Here is a 20753-nt window from a genome sequence, read left to right as displayed (position 1 = left end):
CGGCTGGCCGAGGCGGCCAGCGGCAGGCGCACCGGGGCCAGGGGCGCCAGGTCACGGCCGACCCGCCGTCAGATCAGCGAGAGCCCGGTCGGCGGGGTGCCCTCCCCGAAGGGCGTGCCGCCGAGGGAGGCGCGGCCGTGGGGGTCGTGCCAGCGGGTGAGGTCGGGCCCGGCCGGCACGATGCGGTTCGGGTTGAGCTGCTCGTGGGTCTGGTAGTAGTGCCGCTTGATGTGGTCGAAGTTCACCGTCTCGCCAAACCCGGGGGTCTGGAACAGGTCCCTGGCGTAGGCCCAGAGCACCGGGAGCTCGCTGAGCTTCTGCCGGTTGCACTTGAAGTGGCCGTGGTAGACGGCGTCGAACCTGACCAGGGTGGTGAACAGCCGGATGTCGGCCTCGCTGATCGAGTCACCGACGAGGTAGCGCTGGCCGAGCAGCCGGTTGGACAGCCGGTCGAGCTCGCCGAAGAGGTCGTGGAAGGCGGCCTCGTACGCCTCCTGCGAGGTGGCGAACCCGCAGCGGTACACCCCGTTGTTCACGTTCCGGAAGATCGGCTCGCTCACCTGGTCGATCTCCGCGCGGAACGGCGCGGGGTAGAGGTCGGGCGCGCCGGGCCGGTGCAGGTCCCGCCACTCGGTGGCGAGGTCCAGGGTGATGCGCGGGTAGTCGTTGGTGACGACCTGGCCGCTGCGCACGTCGACCAGGCAGGGCACGGTCACCCGCCCCTGGAATTCCGGGTCGGTGGCCAGGTAGGCCTCGGAGAGGTACTCGATGCCCAGCACGGGGTCGCGGCCCCCCTCGTCCAGGCTGAAGCGCCAGCCCCGCTCGTCCCGGATCGGGTCCACCACCCCGAGCGAGATCGCTTGTTCGAGGCCGAGCAGGCGACGCACGATCAGTGCCCGGTGGGCCCAGGGGCAGGCCAGGGACACGATGAGCCGGTACCGCCCCGCCTCGACCGGCCAGGGGGACGAACCGTCCGACGTGATCCGGTGGGTGAACCTGTTCGGCTGACGGACGAACTCGCCCCCGGTCGAGGTCTCCGCACCGAATTGCGCACGCGCCATGTCCTCACCTTACGTTCGCGCCGGTGGGAACGCTGGCGGCAGCTCCGGTCGCACCCCCGCGACCAGGAGCTCATCACCACTGGTCAGCAGCGGTCACTCTCCGTTCGCGGGGTGGCGCTGCGCCGGCCGGGCGCGGCGACCACCACCGCTCGGAGCAGCGCGCCCGCGCGATCGACGGTCGTCGGCCCGCCAGCCGGAGCAACCGAGTCGCCCGCACCGCGCTCGTCCGGTTCGCTCGGGGACGCCGTCGCGACCCCGGCGCGGCGGCGCGCCAGCCAACGGCCGGCTCCCGATCGCGGACCTCGGCGGGGCCGGCGGACCCCGGGGGCGTCCGCGACGGCTGGCACCCCGGGGCGTCGTCCGGCGGCTGGACCCCGGCCGTGCCCTCCGGCAGAGCCCCCAGCACGCCCGTCGCCGTCCCGAGAACGGCGTCGCGACCTGGCGGCCTCCTCTGACCGCCACGCCAGGGGTCGGCGGCGAGCCACGCCGTCCTCGCGGGCGACCGCGACCAGGAGGCCCGGCTGCGGGAGGAGCGCGGGGGCAGGTGCCGCGGGTCGCCAGGCCGCGTTCGGTGCGCGAGCCGAGGGGACTCGGCCACGGCGACGCGGGGCGGGCCACCGAGGCCACCACCCACGAACCGTCGTCCCGGCCACGGGGACCCCGTCCCGGCGGAGCGCCGGCTCCTCAGCGGCCGGCGGCGGCGAGCTGGTCGAGCAGGACGTCCGGTGCCTCGACCAGCGAGGGCCCGTACCAGGTCAGGTGGCGTCCCGACACCAGGGCGCTCGGCACCCCGGGGAAGGCCTCCGGGCCGTCCGTTCCGGTGAACCGGTAGGGCTCGTCGGGCAGCACCAGCAGGTCGGCGGCACCGCTGTCGAACCGGGCGACCAGCTCGGGCAGCTTCGGCCGGGGATAGCGGTCGGCCAGGTCCGCGTAGGCGTTGGCGACGCCGAGCCGCCGGAGCACGTCGGTGGCGAAGGTGCGACCGCCCAGCACCACCCAGGGACGTCGCCACACCGGTATGACGGCGGTCCAGCGGCGGACGAGCGTGCCCTCCCAGCGGGACGCCGCCTTCCACCACCAGTCCGGCACCCCGAGCCCGAGGCAGTCCACCAGGACCCGGCGGAGGGACTCCAGTCCGGCGGGCACGCTCTCCGGCGCGGCGGTCACGAAGACGGGCACACCCCGCTCGCGGAGGCGCGCGACGTCGTCGGGGCGGTTCTCCTCGGCGTTGGCGAGGACCAGGTCGGGGGCCAGGGCCAGCACCGACTCCACCACCGGGTACTTCGACCCACCGACCCTGCTCACGTCGAGGTCGGCCGGGTGCGCGCAGTACTCCGTGGCCCCGACCAGCCGTCCCGGCGCGCTGACGGCGACCGCCTCGGTGATCGAGGGGACCAGTGACACGACTCGGCGGGGCGGGCCGGTCAACGGCACCTCGGCCCCCAGTTCGTCACGCACCCGCCGCCCCCTCCGCGCCACCCGTCGGCGTACCGGAGCCGGGCGGCTCAGTCCTCGTCCTCGTTCCAGGCCCGGTCCGCCTCGTCCGCCTCCTCGGTCCGGCGGCGCGCGATCTCCAGGGCGTTCGCGGCGCTCGCCGCGTCGGGGTACGGACCGAGTCGGTCCAACGCGCGACACCCGGCGCCGCGCTCCACGTCACGGTGCTTCAGGCAGTAGTACCAGCCCTGCGGATCCACCACGCGCTCCAGCGTGGCACGGGCGGAGCCGGTTGTCAGCCGACGCACGGCCGCCCGCCGGGCAGCGGGCGGCTGGACGGGCGCCCCGCGTCGCGGCGGGGCGCCGGTCACCAACCCGCGGCGGGGGCGTGGTCGCCCTGTTCCGGGATGCCCCCGGCCGGCGTGGCGGCCCCTCGCCCGGGGGCCGGTCGGCCGGAGGTCAGGGGATCCGGGCAGGCGACGAGGACCTGCTGCTGCTCCGGCTCCTCGATGCGACGCCCGTTCCGCTCGCGGTAGACGATCTCACCGACGGCGTCGATCTCGACCAGGGCACCGATCTCGGCCAGTTGCTCCTCGTCGAGATCCACCAGCCGCTCCGACCGGGACGGCACGACCCGGTAGAGCGGCCAGGGGCGGTGCCCGGTGGCCTGGTGGAACTCGGCGAGCAGGTGGACCATCTGTTGTTGCCAGGGCAGGGGCATCGACTCCACCAGGACCCGGGGCAGCACGGCGTAGGCCGGGTCGACCCCGGTGTTGGCCCGGGCCTGCGTCGAGGCCAGGTAGTCCCGGAGCGGTGAGCTCGACGCCGGCGGGCTCGGCGGCCGGGACAGGGGATCGGACGGGAACATGCGCCTCCTCCAGTCAGGTGCGATTACACAAGGGACACGTTCGGCCCGGGACGGATGGCGGTCGCGACGAGCTTGCCGCCGTCCCAGATCTTGGCCCGCTTCACCACGTCACCCGGCTGCGGGGCGTGGATCACCTCGTCGTTGCCGATGTAGAGGGCGACGTGGTCGATGCTGGAGGGCTGCCGACCACCGCCCCAGAAGATGAGATCGCCCGGTCTGGCCTGGTCCAGCGGGATCTTGGTGCCGCCCTGGAAGTACTGGCTCTGCGAGTACTTGGGGATGGTGACCCCGGCGGCCTCCCAGGCCCGCATGGTGAGCCCGGAGCAGTCGAAGGTGTTGGGGCCGGCGGCACCCCACACGTAGGGCTTGCCGATCTGGTCGACCGCGTACTGGATGGCCAGCGTGGCCCGCTCGTCGGCGGGCGGGAGTTCCTCGCAGGTGGAGATGTCGTCCACGCCGCCGAGCTGGTCGATCAGGAAGACGGCCATCGACTCCCAGCGGTGGTACTTGTCCGGGTAGGCGGATCGTTCGACGGCCTGCGCGGCGTCACCGGGGCGCATCGCCTCCCACCGCTCGACCCGCTCCAGGGTGTCGTAGAACCAGGTGATCTGCCAGGCGATGTCGAGCCGGTCCTCCAGCGACCCGTGCATGCCCCGGATCTGGAAGATGCCGACCGAGTCGCGGTCGCCGTAGGTCAGGTTGCGCAGCCGCGACTCCTGCATCCCGGCCTGGATCGCGATCTGCCAGGCCCGGGGGGAGAGGTCGCGCTGCTTGCCCATCGTGATGATCTGACCGGTGATCGTCAGCGACTCCTCGGTGAGACCGGCGGCGTCCCGCTCACCGAGGCCGGCGTCGGTCCCGCCCCAGGTGCCGAGCGCGGGACCGCAGTAACCGTAGGTGCCGGCCTGGGCTGCGATGTTCTGCCGCATCACCGTGTTCAGGCCGTACACGACGACACCGGCCGCGATGACGACGACGGCCAGCAGGGAGATGATCGCGGTCTTCATGTCACTCCACCGGGTTGTGGCCGGACACCCGCCACCCCTGGTCCGTGGTCATCAACAACAGTTCGACCTCCCCGACGTCGGTCGGCACCCGCACCCGCATCGAGGTGGTCGTGGACTCCACCGGCACCGGGTCCCCGGTGACGGCGTCCGCGAGCACGCTGTCCGGATCGGACAGACCGACGATGGTGAGGTACTCGTCGGTGGTGTACTCCTCCATCCCGGCCAGCCACTGCTCGGTGGTGTCCCCGGGTGCGTGTGTGACCCAGGCCCGCATCCACGCCTCGGCGACCGCCAGCCCCTCGGGGTCGGGAGCGGCTGACTCCGGGGGCAGGTCCGGCACGGAGATGCTGGGGGGCTCGGCGCTCTCCCACGGCGTGGTGGTCGTCGTGGCGGGGGGCTCGGCGGTCCCGATGCGGGTCGGGAACGGCCCAGCGCCCGGTTCCTCCCCGGCCGGCGGGGTCGGGCTGGCTGAGGGGCCGGCCTGCCCCTGGTCGGCGTCGCCGGCGAAGGGCATCCCGTCGGAGACGACCACCCCGACACCGACGACGGCGGCCAGCAGCAGGACGACGGTCGCCGTCAGGTGGCGGGGTGACCGCAGCGGCCACCCCCACAGCTTGCGGTAGACGGCGGCGCGGCCGCGGTTGGTGCGGATGGGCACGGTCGCTCCTTCCTCAACTCGGGTGACTGCCGCCGTCGTCCCTGACCTCCAGTCCTCTGGACGGGCGGTAGACGACGAACACCGGGCGCCCCGCGACCATCTCCATCTCCGCCCGGCGGGGCTGGCGGGCGGCGGGCGAGGTCGGGTGGGTGGGTCCGGGGCTGGTCGGGACCTGCGAGGGGATGATCACCGCGTCCTCGCCGACCCGGTCCCAGCCGCGGTCGGTGACCGGGGAGGTGTCGGTGATCCGGCTGCGCCGCCCCGGTGGCAGCGCCGGTGAGCTGGTACTGGCCCGGACTCCTCCCTCGGGGGGGACGTTCGGGTCCGCGCGCGCCGCCGTGGCACCCACGGGCAGGGCCGCGGCAGCCGCCCGGCGGTCCAGCCGTTCGACGGCGGCGTTGACCGGGGGCACGGTCCCCTCGGGACGCACCCGTCCACGGCCCTGGGCTGGCCCCGGCGTGGCGTCGTCCTCGCCTTCCCTGACCTGTTCCCAGAACCGGTCCTGCGGAGTGGTGTCCGGACGTTTGCGCCACCGGGAGAGGAGCCCCTGGGGGGCGCCGGGGACACCGGCGCCCACGGCCCCGGCGGAGAGCTCGATCATCTGCCAGATCCGCCGGACGGGTTTGGCGATCATGAACAGGACCAGGGTGATCAGGCCGGCCAGCAGCATCTGGGTGAGCAGGTCGAACCCTCGGGCCGGGCTGAACAGCCAGTTGAGCACCATGGTGTGCAGGCCGGCCAGCGCGGCCACGACCACCACGTTGAGCAGGGTGGCGCCGGCGGCGCGTCCGATCCGCCGGAGGATGTCGTGGTGGATCATGGCGACGAGACCGATGATCGGCCCGGCGAGGATGAGCACCCGCAACAGCACCTGGGCGAGGAGGATCGCCGCCTTGGCCAGCAGTTGGAACAGGGCGTAGGCGACGGACTGCACCATCGCCAGGAACCCGGCGCCCATCCGGCTGCCGTCCACGCCCTGGAAGTAGCCGTAGGTGCTGCCCATCTGGGTGGCCAGTTCGTGGAACTCGGCCTTCTTCTCGTCGGGCGAGCCCGCGTCGAGGTTCTGGGCGACCTCGTCCTTGGTCCAGGCCTGGGCCCGCACCAGGTCCCTCCCGAGCTCCTCCGCCTGCGGCGCGTCGTTCGCCCCGAACTCCCCGCGTAGCCAGTTGTCGTAGATGACGTGTTGGTGCAGCACGCTGGGCAGCGCGTTGCGCTCGTCGACCCCGACCTCCTCCAGGAAGCCGCCCTGGATGGCGGAGGTGCCCTTGATGAGCAGGTCGTCGAGCAGGTGGGTGTAGATCAGCGGGGTCAGGTAGGTGGCGGCGGCCAGCCACATGCCGGCCAGCGCCCAGAGCCCCCGTTTGCTGATCGTGGCCAGTTCGCCCCGCCAGATGTACCGGAACAGCAGCACGCCCAGCACGACGGCGACCAGGCCGAACCAGGGGGTGTAGACGGTGTTGTAGAGGGCGTTGGTCCCGGTGACCACGAGGTCGTCCAGGGGGGCCATCATGGTGCCGGTGAGCAGGGCGTAGTGCAGGCCGATGGTGGCGCCGACGATGTTCTTGCCCACGTTGAAGAGCTGGTTGCCCGCCCAGGTGTCGATGACCGCGTTCGGGTTGCGCATCCCCTCCGGGCCGCAGCCGAGGTCGTAGGTGTGCCAGACCAGACCGGCGTAGCCGACCTCGTCGTAGACCGTCCCGGGAACGCCTCGCCCGATCGGCGCCGGGTCGAGGGCGCCCACCATGCCGGCCCCGGGCCGCTCCGGGTTGGGGGCGATCCGGCAGCCGCTGTCCTGGGCGTGGGCCTGGCCACCGAGCACGACCTGCCCGGCGAGGATGAGGACGACGACGCCGAGCACCCCCCGACGGCGTCGTCCGGTGCGCCGTGCCAGCACTTCCTCCGGGGCCGGTGCGGTCGTGCCCGGCGGCGGGGCCTCCGCCCGCCGCGTGTCCCGTGCCCGCGTCCGCAGGGCCGCGAGGGCGACCAGCGCCCCCACGACCGCCAGCACGAGAACCGCCGTCACGTCGGATCCCCGCGGTTGTCCCGGCGGGGCCGGCTGCCGGTGGACGGGGAGCCACCCGCGCCGACTCCGTTGAAGTACATGCTGTCCAGGCTGTCGTCCGCTCCGCCCGGCACGGTCGGGTCCAGGCCGTCCGTCTCGACCGGGTCCACCGCGGGTCGCGCCGCCTTCGGTTCCGCGGTGTGCCCCGGCGTGGTGTCCAGGGCGTCCCGCAGGTGCGCGAGGTGGGGGCCGGAGAAGTCGATGCGGATGCGCTCGACGCCGCCGGCACCGTCACCGAAGATGAACTGCCGGGGCGCCTGGTCCCGTTCGGTCGCCATCCGCTCGCCGCCCGGCCGGCGGCCCAGGCTGGCGACCACCTGCTCGTAGCCGGCTCCCACCGGCACCTTGAGCAGTCGCAGGGCGTCGGCCTGGGCGTCCTCGTCGTCGAGCCGTCCGATGAAGACGGAGTCCAACAGCGAGACGAATCCCTGGATCTTGAGGAAGTCGCCGGGGATCTGGCTGGACAGCAGCACCCGGACGTTCCACTTGCGGGAGTCCCGGGCGAAGCGGTTCATCAGCACGCGCCCGGTGGGCACCTCGGAGAGGAAGAAGGCCTCGTCGATCCAGACGCCCTTCCGTTCGGCCTTGGGGCGGTCGTAGATCGAACGCTGGGTGAGCCAGGCCGCGAGGTTGAGCAGCTCGACGCCGAGTGCCTCGGCGTCGGTCCAGTGCTCCCGGCCCACCCCGTCCTTCGGCATGGTCAGCCCGGCCATCGTCAACACGGTGAGCCGGTCGTCGCGCTGGTGGGAGTAGGGGTCGTCGTCGTACTCCGGGATCAGCAGCGACATGCGCTCACGCATCTCGTCCAGGAAGTCCGCCACGGCGAGGGCGTGTTCGCGGTGTTCGGTGGCGTCCCGCCGCAGGGCCTCGAAGACCAGGCCGGGGTGGGCGTCCGGCCGGCCGCCCACGTTCCGGACCGCGCGCAGCAGCACGATCCTGGTCTGGGCCAGGCGGGACACCTCGTAGGGCAGCAGTCCGGTGAGGACGTCCAGGACGAGGCGCCGCCTGGTCGCGGCGGACAGCGCGCGTTCCCTGCGCCAGGCCCGCTCCGGGTCGTCCTCGTCCGCGAAGTGTTCGAGCTGCGGCTCCGCGACCACCCGGTAGGGGTTCAGGATGCCGGGCTGGGCGTTGAGCAGGTTGATCGGCCGGGCGTACGGGCGCAGCTCGGGGAGTTCGCAGAGCGCCGCCAGCGGCCCGGACGGGTCCAGCAGGGTCCAGTGCGCGCCCGCGCGGAGCGTCTTGTAGACGACGCCGCCGCCCAGGAAGGACTTGCCGCCGCCGAGCCCGGCGACCAGGGCGGACAGCCCGGAGCCGTCCCGCACCTCCTGGGCCATCCAGGGGTCCCAGGCGACGGGGCGGCGGGTCGCCGTGCAGGTCTCGCCGAGCAGGATGCCCCGGCGGTCGCCGACGTCGGCGGTGGCGGCCGGGACCGCCGAGGCCGCCCAGATGACCGAGCCCCGGCGGAGGTAGGCGCTGGAGGCCAGCGGTTCCCCGGGGATGAACTCCCTGGCGAGGGCGTACTGCCCCTCCGGGTGCTCGATGGCGATCTTGGGCTTGTAGAGGTCGAGGATCTGCTGGGCCAGCCGCAGCGCGTCCCGTTCGGTCGGTCCGGACACCGCGAGCCGCCACCAGGACCGCACCCGGGTGGCCAGGGCGGTGAACCCGGTGGTCATCTCGTCGTCGATCTCCAGCACCCTCGACGCCTGCCGGGCCAGCGACTGGGGCGGCTCCAGCTCGTGCTCGTCGGTGTAGTGCCGGACCTGCGACCGCACCTTGTTCATCTGGCGCTGGAGTTCACCGGAGACGTCCTCCGGGCGCCGCACGTAGATCCGCGCCGACCACTCCACCGGGGCGGGCAGCCGGTCGGAGCGCTGCATCCACGGGTCGTCGACCTCGGGGATCTGGAGGCCGTGGGTCATCCCCACCGTCAGGACGGCGACGTGCCGGGTCATCCCCGCGTTGGACCCGGTGCGGCCGCGCACGGTCACCGTCGGGGAGTAGGGCTCCTGGTGCAGGTCGGCGGCGTCGGTGAAGGAGGCGAGGTCCTCCGGCTCCCAGGTGGAGCCCGGCACCGCGGGCATGTTGCGCGGTGCCGGCAGCCCCAGCGAGCAGGAGCGGTGCATCAGCCAGGACATCTCCTCGGCCGTGACGGGAGCGCCCTCCAGCCCGCTGCCGCCGATCACCTGGTCGAGGTGTTCGATCTCGCTGTCGAGTGCGACGAGCTCGGCGTCCACGGCCTCGGGGAAGATCCGGCGGAGCACGGGGGCGGCGCGTTCGACGGCCCGGTCGAGGGCGTTGCGGGTCTGCACCTGGACTCCGATGTAGACCTCCTTCTCCGCCATCGACCGGCCCATCAGCTGCTGCTGCTCGCCGACCATGTAGTCGTCGAAGGACATCGCGCCGGGGCTGTCCGGCGGCCGGCCCACCGCGTTGTGGACGTGCGCCTCGGCCCACATCCGGATGGGGTAGGGCCGGGTGGTGACGCGCAGGTGCAGCCACCGGCCCTGGAGTTCGGAGTACTGGCCGGCGATGGCCTGGATCAGGTCCTGCCGCTGCGAGTCGGAGCGGAAGGACCACCGCTGCGGGGCGAGCCGGTACCACGCGTAGACGTCCTGCCCGGTGCGCAGCAGGTGGCCGTCGATGCTGCGCGCGTTGATGGACGGCGTGTAGCTGGGGATCACCGTTTCCCCGGGCAGCCGGCGCGCCTTCTTGCCCGAGGGGCGGCCGCGCTGCTGCTCCACCGGTGGCAGCGGTGGCTCCGCGTGCCGTCTCGCGGTGTTGCCGCCGCGAGCGGTCTGCCGCTGGGCGGCGCCCCCTCGGGAACCTCGGTTCCTATCGCGCCGACGTCGGAACACCACGAACCTCCTTGGTCCGGGAGCGGCCGCGCGCCTGGCGCCGGCGGGCCGACTTCCTGGTGGCCCGCTTCGGTCGCGGGCGGCCGTTCCTGACCCTCACCCGCGACGCGCTCACCGCGCCGCCCCTTCCGGAATGTCGTTGTCTGGGTGCGGTCAGTTCTCGCGCCCACAGCGCCATGACCGAGCCGAACGGCCGTTCGTGGCTGATCCGCGAACAGATGATCTTGGTGAGCACGATCGTGATCACCACGGCCCAGGCCGTGGAGAAGAACCCGAACCCGATCCCCATCTGCCGTTCGACGGTCAACACCGCGAGGAAGACGAACAGGCCGACTCCCCACGCGACGTACCGCGCGCGCCAGGGGAAGGTCGCGCGGGGCGGGCCGAGCCAGACGGCATCGACCCGGTAGATCTCGTCGTCAGTGCGGATGCGCACGGCTCACCCTGGGCTGGCGGCGAACAGGCCCGCGATCCACTCACCGATGCTCACACCGGCTCCCGTCACGGCGAGCCCGATGACACCGAGCGCGATCAGGACACCGCCGACCCGGCGCATGACACCGGCGTTGTCACCCTGCCCGCCGCCCAACCACAGCATCAGGATGGCCACGGTGAGCAGCAGGAGCGGAACGATGTTGCCGATGATCCAGTCGGTGAGCCCGGTGGTCTCCAGGCTGGTGGCGATCATCGTGGAAGCCGTGGCGGTCATGGTCCTAACTCCTGAAGGCGAGGAGCGCTGTCGGCGTCACCGGGACTGGTGGCCTCGGCGACTGTGGGCACTGTCGAGTACAACACGCCACTGTGACAAGGGGTAGTGGCGCCAGTGCCGGCTGTCGGCCCAACGGCGTCCCCTCCGACCCAGGTCACATGCATTTCTGGCTCCACCCATCATCGGCACGGCGGACGGCGACGTCACTGCTCGGCCCGGGATTCTCCCGACTGCCGGGCGGTTTCACTCACTTGCGAGCTGGTGGTGACCCACCGTGGTAGGACCGGGTGGCTCGTGGTGTGGCGGCCAGAACGCCGCCGCATCCCCTGCCACCGCCAGTCGTCCACAACGGCCTGGTCGCGGACGCGCGCGGTTGTTTCGGGCACCCCGAAGCCGTGGAACGATCGGGGTCCCCGTGCGTCCCACTGGTTCCGGATCCCCTGCCGGGCAACGACGGGAGGCCGTTCCTCCGGCCGGGAACGGTTCCAGGCTACCTGAGACGATCTTCACACCGCACGACTCCAACCAGGGCTACCTGGTCCCGATGGGACGGTCACGGCGGGCGATGTCCGGCGGCGGTGGGGGTATCCGCGCAGTTCCCGGGCATGCCGGCGCTCGCTCGGCGGCGGATCGTCCCGAGTTCGGCTTTGAGCCAGCCCACACTCAACCACCCGGATGGCCCAGTACACCGGGCCGGACAGCGCATTCGGTGCTGATCCACCGCACCCGGGGGAGCTCGTGGTCGTCGGGAGCCTCGGGTGGGACGGCCCAGCCGCCCGCTCCCGGTGGGACGCGGAGACCGGGGGAACCGGCGGGCGGTGTCCTCTGGGGCCGAACCCGGGCCCGGGAGACCCGGCCGACACCACGCCGGGCACGCACCGCCCCGAGGAGGAACCGGCTTCGGTGGGCCGGGGACGGCGTCCGCCAACCTGGATGCCGAAGGGGCGACCACCGTGGTCGCTCCCTCGTGCCTCGGTAGGAAAGCGGTGCTCCGAGGGCCGCGTGACCGGAACCGCCTCCGCCTCGACGCACGTCCCCGGGATGTCGGGTGCCGGCGGGCGGCGGGCGAGAGGTCCCGGCACGTGGCCGACCCCTCGACCCGGGCCCCGACGGCCCCGGACCGCGTCATCGGGAACCGCTGGACCCGGTCCTCGGGGGTTCGGCCCGGCACACCGGCCCGGCACACCGGCTCGGCACACCGGCGCCGTTCCCGGGGCTGGGCCGCGCGGCGGCGGGCCTCCTCGTCGGGGTGCGCCGTCTCCCCCGGTGGGCACGGTTCTCGCGCTCCCTCCCCGGGCGGCGGTGCGTCTCGTCGGCGGGGACCGAGCCCGGCGGGGAGGGGACGACGCGGACTCCAGCGCGGAGTTCCCGGGGCGCGAGGAACGAGCTGCCGGTCAGAGCGCGAGTCGCCGGGCGTGCCACCACGACCACTGGTGGTGCGCCGGTCTCTCCTCCCTGTCCCTCGTCGCTCGGGGAGTGCGACCGGGGCCGCCGTGCCCACCGCGCGCGTGCGCGTCGCTCATGGGCCGGTGGTGCCGGCTCGTGGTGGCGTCGATCAGGGCGAGTTCCGTCCAGGCGTCCATGGTTCTCTCCGGTTTCTCCGGTGTGGGGTGGCCCCGAGTGGGTGCCACGGTGGGCAGGGGTGTCGAGGGGGCGCGGTTCAGCCGCCGTTGGGCGGCGACGGCTCCGGCCCGACACCGGGCCGGCGCGTCATACCGAGGACGAGGCGCACCTGGCTGGCGCCATCGGGGCGGGCGTCGCGGTTCTCCAGCCGGTCGGTGAAGCGTTCGAGGACCCGCATCAGGTCCCGGCGGAGCTCGCGCATCTCCTCGAGGGTGACGAAGGTGGTGGCGCTGACGACGCCCGTCGCCTCCCGCCACCCCTCCGGCTCGCGGGCCCGGGTGCGGATGCCCTGCCGGAGGATGTCGAAGTCGTGTTCGAGGAACGCCTCGGTGGCCGCCTCGCTCGCCAGGTCGGACTCGTCGTCGGCTCCGTCGATCACCAGGGTCTGGTGGAAGCTGGCGAGCCGCCAGGGCTTCTCCCTGCCGCCGTCACCGGCCTGCTCGACGTAACCGTGCCTGGCGAGCGTGCGGAGGTGGTACGAGCAGTTCGCCACGCTCTCCCCCAGCACGACCGAGCACTGGGTGGCGGTCCGATCGCGTTCCGCCAACAGGTCCATCAGCGCGATGCGGACGGGGTGCGCCAGTGCCCGGAGCGCCTTCGGGTCTCGGCGACCCTCCCTGTTCTCTGCCATGACCACAGACTACTTCTCGCAACACTTGTTGCGCAACACTTCTTTCGCAACAGGTGTTGTTCATGCCGGTTCCCCTCCCCAGGAGGGCACGGAGGGGAGCGCACCGGGGACCGGCCAGGAGACGCGACCACTGCTCACCACCACCGACGCGCGGTGGGACGTCCGGCGGACCGGCGGAGGTGGGACACGGGGGCGACGGGGGCGGCGATCCGCGGCCGCGGTCGACCCGCCGCCGCCCGAGGGGCCGCGCCGCCAGCTCCCGCACGGCACGGGAGGACGACGGGGGGAGCACGGGGGGTCGACGGGCACTCGGCTCACGGCGGGGCCGGGGAACACTCCCCTCGGCACCAGGCCGGCCGCCACCCGGCGACGGACGACGGCGGGCGATCGCCCGCCGCTCGCGGGCGCACGGACCGAGAAGGGGGACGAGTCGACCTGTAAGCCGGATTCTGTGACCACCGGACCTCTCGGTCCGACGGCCGGCGGCCATCCATCTAGACCTGCCGTCACCGACAGGCTCCAGCGGCCTACCCGCGAACTCGGGCGGGCAGCCCTCGAACGTTCGCGCAGGCGGTCTCCCGCCCTCTTGGCCTTGCTCCGGGTGGGGTTTACCGAGCCACCCCGGTCACCCGGGGTGCTGGTGGTCTCTTACACCACCGTTTCACCCTTACCCGGTCCGCCGAGGCGGACCGGGCGGTCTGTTTTCTGTGGCACTGTCCCGCGGGTCGCCCCGGGTTGCCGTTAACAACCACCCTGCCCTGCGGAGTCCGGACTTTCCTCGACGACGCGGCGCGCCGTCGCGGCCGCCCGGCCGACTCATCCCCCCGTTCAGTCTAGTGGCCGGGCGCGGAGCGAGCGGCACGCGGCCGACCGGCCCACCCCGCCAGGAGATCCGACGCGGAGCGGCGGACCGCGTCACAAGGCCGCTGCGATCCGACCGTTCACCCTGTGGATGGTCCGACCCGGTGCGGCAGGATGACCACCATGAGGCGAATCGTGATCTGGGTCACCGATTCGGGGTGGCGATCGTGTCTGTCCGCCGCCACCCACTTCACCCACGACGCGGAGTCCGTGGTGCTCCTGCACGTGATTCCCCCCGACGGGGACACCCCGGCCGGTGGGTTGCGCGGGTTCCTCGGCCGGGGACAGGAACGCGTGCCGACCCAGCAGGTCAACGAGCTCGCCCAGGCAGCCGCGCACCGCCTGCTCGCCAGGGGGCGCCGCCTGCTCGGACGCGGCTGCGAGACGGTGTCCAGGGTCGGCCGCCCCGAACGGGAGGTCCTGTCGGTCTGCGCCGGAGCGGACCTCCTCGTGTGCGGACGGGACGGGCGGTTGCGGCTCACCGGCCCCAAGAGCCTCGCACCGGCCACCCGCTTCGTCGTGGGTCACGCGCCCTGCGCGGTGTTGCTGGTGTGGCCGGACGAGGAGGTCCCGGCCGCCCGCCCCGGGCGCTGCGGATGAGCGGCGGGGCGGACCGGCGGCGGTCAGCCGAGGGCCGGGTGGAAGGTCGTGTCGTTGACCAACGTCACCGAGGCGTGCCCGTCGGGGTAGAAGTTGGCGACGGAGATCGAGGCGACGTCGAGGTGCAGGCGGTACATCAGGCTCGGCCCCACGTCCAGTGCCATCCGCAGCAGCGCCTTGATCGGTGACACGTGGCTGACCACGACCACGGTGCGCCCACCGTGCTCGGCGATCAACTCGTCCCTGGCCCGCCGCACCCGGCGGTGCACCTCGTCCAGGCTCTCCCCGCCGGGCGGTGCGACGCTCGCGTCCCGCAACCACCTCGCGTGGAGGTCCGGGTCCCGCTCGGCCGCCTCACCGAAGGTGAGGCCGTCCCACTCCCCGAAGTCGCACTCGACGAGCCGCTCGGACACCGTGACCTGCCCGCGTACCGCGTCCGCCACGAGCTTCGCGGTGTCCAGGGTCCTGCTGAGCGGGGAACTGACCACCGGGACCGGCGCCGAGTCCCCGTCAGCCACCAGCCGCGCGACGCGGCGACCGGCCGCGGCGGCCTGCTCGTGACCGAAGTCGGTGAGGGGGACATCCCCTCGTCCCGCGTACCGCCGCTGGCGGGAGTACTCGGTCTCCCCGTGCCGCACCAACACCAGGCGGGTGGGCACCCCGGTGGCCCCCGACCACCGCGCGGCGGTCGGCGCCGCCCGGGCGCTCCCTCGGTGGGCCTCGTCGTCCCGACTGGACGGTGCGCGGTCCCGGGCGGGGGCACCGCCGCCGGCCGACTCCCTCGCCGCGCCCCGACCGTTCCCGGCCTGGGCGTCCATCGCCTGGTTGGCCAACCGGTCGGCGTGCGCGTTGCGGGCCCGGGGGATCCACTCGTAGCTCACCCGGTCGAACCGGCGGGCGAGGTCCCGCGCGGTGAGCGCGAGCGGCTGGAGCTGCGGGTGTTTGATCTTCCAGCGACCCGACATCTGCTCGACCACGAGCTTGGAGTCCATCCGCACCGCCACCTCGGCGGCCCCCAGCTCGTCGGCGGCCCGCAACCCGGCGATCAGGCCCTGGTACTCGGCCACGTTGTTCGTCGCGACACCCAGCGCCTCGGCCCGCTCCACGAGCACGGCACCCGTGTCGGCGTCGAAGACGACGGCACCGTAGCCGGCGGGCCCCGGGTTGCCCCGTGAACCACCGTCGGCCTCGACGACCACCCTCGAGGTCACAGCCCGGACTCCCCGGTGCGCACCAGGATCACACCGCACTCCTCGCAGCGGACCACGTCGTCGGGGGCCGCCTTGCGCAGTTCCGACAACGCGGTGCGGTCCAGTTCCAACCGGCAGGCGCCGCAGCGGCGGGCCCGGAGCAGCGCGGCCCCGGTTCCCTTCTGGGCGCGCAACCGCTCGTACAGCGCCAGCAGGCCCTCGGGAACGGACCCGACCACCGCCTCACGGGCCTCGGTCCGCCGCGTCTCGACCGTGCCGAGGTCGGCGAGGGCCTCGTCGCGGCGGCGTTCGGCGTCACCCAACCGTTGGCGGACCTCCGCCAACTCGCCCTCGGCCACCGAGACCTGCGTCTCGGCCGCCTCGATGCGTTCCATCAGCTCCAGCAGCTCGTCCTCCAGCAGGGCCTGCCGGCGGCGCACCGACTCCAGTTCGTGCTCCAGGTCGGCGACCTGCCGGGCGGAGACGTTCCCCCCCTTGAGCAGGTCCTCGTCCCGCTTGCCCCTGGCCCGGACCTGGTCGACCTCCTTCTCCAGCCGGTCGGCGTCCCGGCGGAGGTCGGCGAGCACGGTCGCGGCGGCGGTCACCGCGTCCCGGCTGGTCGCCGCCTCGGCCTCGATCCCGGTGATCTCGGTGAGCTCGGGGAGTGACCCCCTGCGGTGGGCGACCCGGTTGAGTTCGATGTCGATCTCGGCGAGATCGAGCAGTGTGCGTTGGACCGCGGGGGCTGCTTTCACGCGACGTCCTCCCTGGTTCGAAAGCGGGCTGGGGCGACCGGACGGAGGAGTCAGCCTGTCACATCCCGGACGTCGGGCTCCCGGGACGGTTCGGCGCGCAGCGTCCACGGATCGGTGCGCAGCAGGGAGACCTCCACCTCGACGTCCGAGGGCAGTCCGGCGCTGATCACCTCGGCCGCCTGAGTACACCAGGGCCACTCGCTGGCCCAGTGCGCGACGTCGACCAGCGCGGGCGCCCGCCCACCCGGCACCGTGCCGGCCGCGAGGTGGTCGGAGGCGGGGTGGTGCCGCAGGTCGGCGGTGACGTAGGCGTCGACGCCGGACGCGGCGGCCAGGCCCAGCATCGAGTCGCCCGCGCCGCCGGAGACCGCGACCGTGCGGATCACCCGCTCGGCGTCGCCGGCGGCCCGCACTCCCCAGGCGGTCGTGGGCAGGGACTCCGCCACCAGTTCCACGAAGCGGGCGAAGGGCAGCGGCTCGGGCAGTTCACCCACCCGGCCGATGCCCAGGGGCCGGGGCGCGCCAGGGTCGCCGACCGGCCGCAGCGCCGAGGTGACGCGCAGCCCCAGGGCCGCCGCCAAGGCGTCGGACACGCCGGGGTTGGCCGCGTCGGCGTTGGTGTGGGCGCAGAACAGGGCGACGTGGTGGCGGATGAGGCGGTGCACGAGGGAGCCCTTGACGGTGTCGGCGGGAACGCCGTGCACGCCCCGGAGGAGCAGGGGGTGGTGGGCGACCACCAGGTCGACGCCGCTGTCGACCGCCTGCCGCACCGTCTCCGGGGTGACGTCCACGACGACCAGCACCCGCCGGACCGGTTCCGCCGGGTCACCGCAGACGAGACCGACCGCGTCCCAGTCCTCGGCGAGTTCCGGCGGGTAGGCCGCCTCCAACACCTCGACGACGTCCGCGACCCTGACCGTCACCCGTCGACCTCCTCCGGCGGCGCGTGCCGCCTGCCGTTCTCTCCTGCCCGGCTCCGAACCGGCTCCGGTGCGCCAGCCTAGGCCGGAACGCGCCGGCCCCGGCGTGCCGACCGCTCCCGTCGAGGCGTTCGGCCGGTGTCGGTGGCCGTCGGGCCGGCCCGCACCCGCCGGCCGGCCCTTCCCGGCGCTGCCCCTGCCTAGGGTGGTGGGCGTGGTGCACGTGTGCTTCGTCTGCAGCGGGAACATCTGCCGGTCGCCGATCGCCGGTCTCGTCCTCGAGGAACGGTTCAGGCGGGCCGGCCTCGCCGACCAGGTCCGGGTGAGCAGCGCCGGCACCGGGTCCTGGCACGTCGGGGAACCCGCCCAGCCCCACGCGAGGGCTGTGCTGGCGCGCGCCGGCTACCCCACGGCGCACTCGGCCCGCCAGATCGGGGGCGAGCAGTGGGACGCCGACCTCCTCGTGGCGCTGGACTCCGGCCACCAGCGGGCCCTGCTCCGGCGTGTGCCACCCGAGCGGGTCCGGCTGCTCCGGTCCTTCGACCCGTCCGCCGACGGCCCGGACGTCCCGGACCCCTACGGCGGGCCGGTGGAGGACTTCGAGGAGGTGCTGGCCATGGTGGAGGCGGCCGTTCCCGGCCTGCTGGACTGGATCCGGGAGCGGACGTGACCTCGGCCGAGGCGGCCAGGAGGGCCGTCTCGCACCTGCTCGGCGCCGACGCGGTGACCGCTCGGTCACTGCCCGGCGGGGACATCGGCGCGGTCTTCGTCGTCGACCTGGTGGACGGCGCCCGCGTCGTCGCGAAGCTCCCGGTCCGCCCTGGCTCCGAGGCGCCGGGCGAGGCCCCGGAGGTCCACCGGGACCGGGCCGGTCGGGCGGTGGCGGCCGAGGACGCGGGGCTGCGGTGGATCGCCGACGCCGTGCCTGGCCTCGCGCCAGGGGTGGTGGCGGCCGGCGAGGGGTGGTTGGTGCTCGACTTCGTCCCACCCGGTGCGCCCAGCGCGGCGGCCGCCGAGGAGCTGGGCCGTGGGCTGGCGGCCCTGCACGCGGCCGGCGCTCCCGCCTTCGGCGCCGCCCCACCCGGCGGGCCGGGGCGGGCGGTGGTCGGCGCCCTGGACATGACGAACGAGCCGGCCCCCGACTGGCCGACGTTCTACCGGGAACAGCGCCTCGAGCCCTACCTGCGCCGCGCCGTCGATCTCGGTCGGCTCGACGCCTCCCAGCGGGCGGTGCTGAGCCAGGTCCAGGAGCGGTTGCCCGACCTGGCCGGCCCCACCGAGCCGCCCGCGCGGCTGCACGGCGACCTGTGGAGCGGCAACCTCCTCTGGACGGAGCGGCGGCGCCGTCCTGGTGCGGTGCTGCTGGACCCGGCCGCCCACGGAGGCCACCGGGAGACCGACCTGGCGATGCTCCGCCTCTTCGGCGCTCCCCACCTCGACCGGCTGGTGGACGCGTACGCGGAGGTGCGCCCGCTGGCGCCCGGGTGGCGGGACCGCGTCGGCCTGCACCAGGTGTTCCCACTGCTGGTGCACGCGGTGCTCTTCGGTGGCGGGTACGGGGCGCGGGCGGCCGAGGCCGGCCGGGCCGCGCTGGGCGGGAGCCGGCACTGACCGCACCGCCACCCGTGCCCACGTGGTGGGGTCGCGGCGGGGTGGCCGGGCGGGCCGGGGGCGTGCCGCGCGCCTCATCTGGCGGGACGCGGTTCGGGCCGGTCCTGGCGGTGACCTACCGTAGGGGCGTGCGTTTCCGGTTCATGCTGCGGCCGGGGTGGCTCGGGCTGACAGCCGGGGTCCTCATCTTCGCCGCGCTCTCCTTCGCGCTTCTCGCGCCGTGGCAGTTCGGGCGGCACGCGGACAAGCGGGCCCAGAACCAGGCGATCGAGTCCTCCCTGCACGGTGCCCCGGTACCGGTGGAGGACGTCCTGCCGGGGGGTTCCGCCCCGGGGCCGGAGGAGGAGTGGCGCCGGGTCGTCCTGACCGGCACCTACCTGCCCGAGCACGAAGGCGTGGCCAGGCTGCGCACCGTGCACGGCGAGCCCGCCTACGAGGTGCTGACGCCGTTCCGGCTCTCCGGCGGTGACGTGGTGCTCGTGAACCGGGGCTATGTCCGTCCCGTGGAGGGGACGGACGTCCCCGACTACGCACCGGCGCCCGGTGGGGAGGTGAGCCTGACGACCCGCGTCCGCCTGGACGAACGGGACGGGCGGGGCCGCCCCGGGTTCGAGGAGGACGGCCACCTCCAGCTGTACTCGGTCAACGCCACGACCCTCGCGGACTCGACCGGCGTGGACATCCGGCCGGGCTACTTCATGCTCGCCGCCGAGCAGCCGGGCGTTCTCGGCGCCCTCCCGCTGCCCCGCCTGAACTCCGGCCTGAACCTGGCCTACGGCTGGCAGTGGTTGGCCTTCGGGGCGATGGCCCTGGGCGGGCTCGTGTACTACGTGTGGCGGGAGGCCTACCCGGACCGCCAGCGGGCGGGCGGCCGCCGCTCCGCCCGCGAGGAGCTGACGCTAGCCCTGCGGGAGGACGAGGCCGCGCCGGCGGCGCAGCTGGCCCAACGCTACGGCCGCGGCCGCTGACCCCGCCGCCGCGACGATCCCGACCACGCGGGAGAGCTCGACGCCCCGGGTGACGTCACCCGCGTCGGGGGTCCGGCCGTCGCCCAGCATCGGTCGTTCCTCCGCCCCTTCGTGGTAGGCGGCGCCGCCACCCAGCCGGACCTCCAGGGCGCCGGCGAAGGCGGCCTCCGCCTGTCCGGCGTTCGGGCTGGGGTGCGCCACGGCGTCCCGCCGCCACGTCCGCCACGCTCCAGGCCCCGAGCCGCCGACGACCGGCGCGCACACCGCCGTCAACGCGGCGGTCAACCGTGACGGAACGAAGTTGGCGAAATCATCCGAACGAGCGGCAGCCCACCCGAAGTTGCGAAAACGCGCCGTCCGGTGGCCCACGCGCTCGTCGAGCAGGGTGACCACGCGGTGGCCGAGCAGTCCCGGCACGCCGGCGAGCGCGCCCCACCACAACGGGGCCACCGAGGACTCGGAGGCCTGGCGGGCCACGGTCTCCACCGCCGCCCTGGCCAGCGCCGGGCCGTCCAGCTGGCCGGGCGGGCGTCCCCACAGCGCGGCCAGGCGCGCGCGGGCCTCCGGCAACCGGCCGGCGTCGAGGTGCCGGGCGATGGACGTCCCCTCGTCGGTCACCGCCGTGGCGCCGAGCACGGCCCAGGTGGCGGCGGCGGTGGCGGTGGCCTGCACCAGTGGACGTGACCGACCGACGCGTTCCACGGCGACGCCGAGGGTGACGGCCCCACCGGCGAGCAGACCGACGTAGGCGAGGCCCCGTCCCCTGTCGTCGGCGTGCAGCCGGCGCTCCGCACCGGCGGCGAGCCTGCGGAGGGCCGAGTTCACCCCGTGCTTCCTGGCATCCGCGAACGCCGCGTCGGCGGCGACTCCCAACAACAGTCCGATGGCGCGCGCCGCGCTCAACCCTGCCCCCATTTCCCGGTCCGCCGACGGGGTGGCC

At 73.9% G+C, this 20753-nt stretch carries 20 protein-coding genes and 1 other RNA gene; 4 read left to right on the top strand and 17 right to left on the bottom strand.

Annotation, left to right across the window (positions count from 1 at the left end):
* Nucleotides 1-68 precede the first annotated feature (68 nt).
* The 13 genes from ACOJVX_RS05265 to rnpB all read right to left on the bottom strand — a co-directional run bounded on the left by ACOJVX_RS05265 (nucleotide 69) and on the right by rnpB (nucleotide 13727).
* Entirely contained in the window at nucleotides 69-1061 is a 993-nt protein-coding gene (locus ACOJVX_RS05265) for a glutathione S-transferase family protein (protein ID WP_026417042.1), read from the bottom strand.
* A 684-nt stretch (nucleotides 1062-1745) separates the two neighbouring features.
* Nucleotides 1746-2519: a helical backbone metal receptor gene (locus tag ACOJVX_RS05260; protein WP_026417043.1), complete on the bottom strand. Its 774-nt coding sequence runs from the start codon at nucleotides 2517-2519 to the stop codon at nucleotides 1746-1748.
* A gap of 47 nt (nucleotides 2520-2566) precedes the next feature.
* Nucleotides 2567-2758: a hypothetical protein gene (locus ACOJVX_RS05255; RefSeq protein WP_026417044.1), complete on the bottom strand. Its 192-nt coding sequence runs from the start codon at nucleotides 2756-2758 to the stop codon at nucleotides 2567-2569.
* Between the two features lie 104 nt (nucleotides 2759-2862).
* Entirely contained in the window at nucleotides 2863-3363 is a 501-nt protein-coding gene (locus ACOJVX_RS05250; protein WP_026417045.1) for a hypothetical protein, read from the bottom strand.
* A gap of 23 nt (nucleotides 3364-3386) precedes the next feature.
* Nucleotides 3387-4370: a C40 family peptidase gene (locus ACOJVX_RS05245; RefSeq protein WP_026417046.1), complete on the bottom strand. Its 984-nt coding sequence runs from the start codon at nucleotides 4368-4370 to the stop codon at nucleotides 3387-3389.
* 1 nt (nucleotide 4371) lies between these two features.
* Complete coding sequence (locus tag ACOJVX_RS05240) at nucleotides 4372-5028, bottom strand: hypothetical protein (RefSeq protein WP_418154205.1); 657 nt, start codon at nucleotides 5026-5028, stop codon at nucleotides 4372-4374.
* A gap of 13 nt (nucleotides 5029-5041) precedes the next feature.
* Complete coding sequence (locus tag ACOJVX_RS05235; RefSeq protein ID WP_422647298.1) at nucleotides 5042-7051, bottom strand: hypothetical protein; 2010 nt, start codon at nucleotides 7049-7051, stop codon at nucleotides 5042-5044.
* Nucleotides 7048-9831 (bottom strand): ATP-binding protein, encoded by a 2784-nt coding sequence (locus ACOJVX_RS05230; RefSeq protein ID WP_245588656.1) that lies wholly within the window; start codon nucleotides 9829-9831, stop codon nucleotides 7048-7050. Before ACOJVX_RS05230 ends, ACOJVX_RS05235 begins: the two co-directional genes overlap by 4 nt.
* Nucleotides 9832-9922: 91 nt before the next feature.
* Nucleotides 9923-10381 (bottom strand): hypothetical protein, encoded by a 459-nt coding sequence (locus tag ACOJVX_RS05225; protein ID WP_026417048.1) that lies wholly within the window; start codon nucleotides 10379-10381, stop codon nucleotides 9923-9925.
* A 3-nt stretch (nucleotides 10382-10384) separates the two neighbouring features.
* Nucleotides 10385-10654, bottom strand: coding sequence for a hypothetical protein (locus ACOJVX_RS05220; RefSeq protein WP_026417049.1), 270 nt, complete (start codon nucleotides 10652-10654; stop codon nucleotides 10385-10387).
* 1394 nt (nucleotides 10655-12048) lie between these two features.
* Complete coding sequence (locus ACOJVX_RS05215; protein ID WP_030107235.1) at nucleotides 12049-12237, bottom strand: hypothetical protein; 189 nt, start codon at nucleotides 12235-12237, stop codon at nucleotides 12049-12051.
* Nucleotides 12238-12314: 77 nt separating this feature from the next.
* A complete protein-coding gene (locus ACOJVX_RS05210; RefSeq protein ID WP_103055652.1) occupies nucleotides 12315-12908 on the bottom strand; it encodes an ArsR/SmtB family transcription factor in 594 nt (197 codons plus the stop codon).
* Between the two features lie 422 nt (nucleotides 12909-13330).
* An RNA gene (gene rnpB, locus ACOJVX_RS05205) (RNase P RNA component class A) lies at nucleotides 13331-13727 on the bottom strand.
* 165 nt (nucleotides 13728-13892) lie between these two features.
* On the opposite strand from rnpB, the gene ACOJVX_RS05200 reads away from it, so the two are divergent.
* The gene (locus tag ACOJVX_RS05200; protein WP_035291326.1) at nucleotides 13893-14369 is read left to right on the top strand and encodes a universal stress protein; all 477 of its coding nucleotides are present in this window, start codon (nucleotides 13893-13895) and stop codon (nucleotides 14367-14369) included.
* 23 nt (nucleotides 14370-14392) lie between these two features.
* Here the strand turns inward: ACOJVX_RS05200 and ACOJVX_RS05195 are convergent, their stop codons facing one another.
* Genes ACOJVX_RS05195 through ACOJVX_RS05185 form a run of 3 tightly spaced genes read right to left on the bottom strand, consistent with a single transcriptional unit; the run spans nucleotide 14393 to nucleotide 17237 of the window.
* Nucleotides 14393-15580, bottom strand: coding sequence for a bifunctional RNase H/acid phosphatase (locus tag ACOJVX_RS05195; RefSeq protein ID WP_422647297.1), 1188 nt, complete (start codon nucleotides 15578-15580; stop codon nucleotides 14393-14395).
* Nucleotides 15577-16314: a zinc ribbon domain-containing protein gene (locus tag ACOJVX_RS05190; RefSeq protein WP_026417052.1), complete on the bottom strand. Its 738-nt coding sequence runs from the start codon at nucleotides 16312-16314 to the stop codon at nucleotides 15577-15579. The genes ACOJVX_RS05195 and ACOJVX_RS05190 overlap by 4 nt, the downstream gene beginning before the upstream one ends.
* A gap of 50 nt (nucleotides 16315-16364) precedes the next feature.
* On the bottom strand, nucleotides 16365-17237 hold the full coding sequence (locus ACOJVX_RS05185) for a Nif3-like dinuclear metal center hexameric protein (protein WP_422647296.1): 873 nt from the start codon (nucleotides 17235-17237) through the stop codon (nucleotides 16365-16367).
* Nucleotides 17238-17451: 214 nt separating this feature from the next.
* On the opposite strand from ACOJVX_RS05185, the gene ACOJVX_RS05180 reads away from it, so the two are divergent.
* From ACOJVX_RS05180 to ACOJVX_RS05170, 3 genes are all read left to right on the top strand, one after another.
* Nucleotides 17452-17904, top strand: a complete 453-nt coding sequence (locus tag ACOJVX_RS05180) for a low molecular weight protein-tyrosine-phosphatase (protein WP_418154227.1) — start codon at nucleotides 17452-17454, stop codon at nucleotides 17902-17904.
* Nucleotides 17901-18845: a fructosamine kinase family protein gene (locus ACOJVX_RS05175; RefSeq protein WP_081715171.1), complete on the top strand. Its 945-nt coding sequence runs from the start codon at nucleotides 17901-17903 to the stop codon at nucleotides 18843-18845. The genes ACOJVX_RS05180 and ACOJVX_RS05175 overlap by 4 nt, the downstream gene beginning before the upstream one ends.
* A gap of 128 nt (nucleotides 18846-18973) precedes the next feature.
* A complete protein-coding gene (locus tag ACOJVX_RS05170; RefSeq protein ID WP_422647295.1) occupies nucleotides 18974-19813 on the top strand; it encodes an SURF1 family protein in 840 nt (279 codons plus the stop codon).
* Here ACOJVX_RS05170 and ACOJVX_RS05165 read toward each other — a convergent pair.
* On the bottom strand, nucleotides 19745-20728 hold the full coding sequence (locus ACOJVX_RS05165) for a cobalamin biosynthesis protein (protein ID WP_422647294.1): 984 nt from the start codon (nucleotides 20726-20728) through the stop codon (nucleotides 19745-19747). The genes ACOJVX_RS05170 and ACOJVX_RS05165 overlap by 69 nt on opposite strands.
* Nucleotides 20729-20753: the final 25 nt, after the last annotated feature.

The organism is Actinoalloteichus caeruleus, assembly GCF_049311605.1.
In the GTDB taxonomy this organism is placed as follows: Bacteria; Actinomycetota; Actinomycetes; order Mycobacteriales; family Pseudonocardiaceae; genus Actinoalloteichus_B; species Actinoalloteichus_B caeruleus.
The sequence above is the reverse complement of the archived record's forward strand: the minus strand, read 5'-3'. Positions and strand labels throughout refer to the sequence as shown.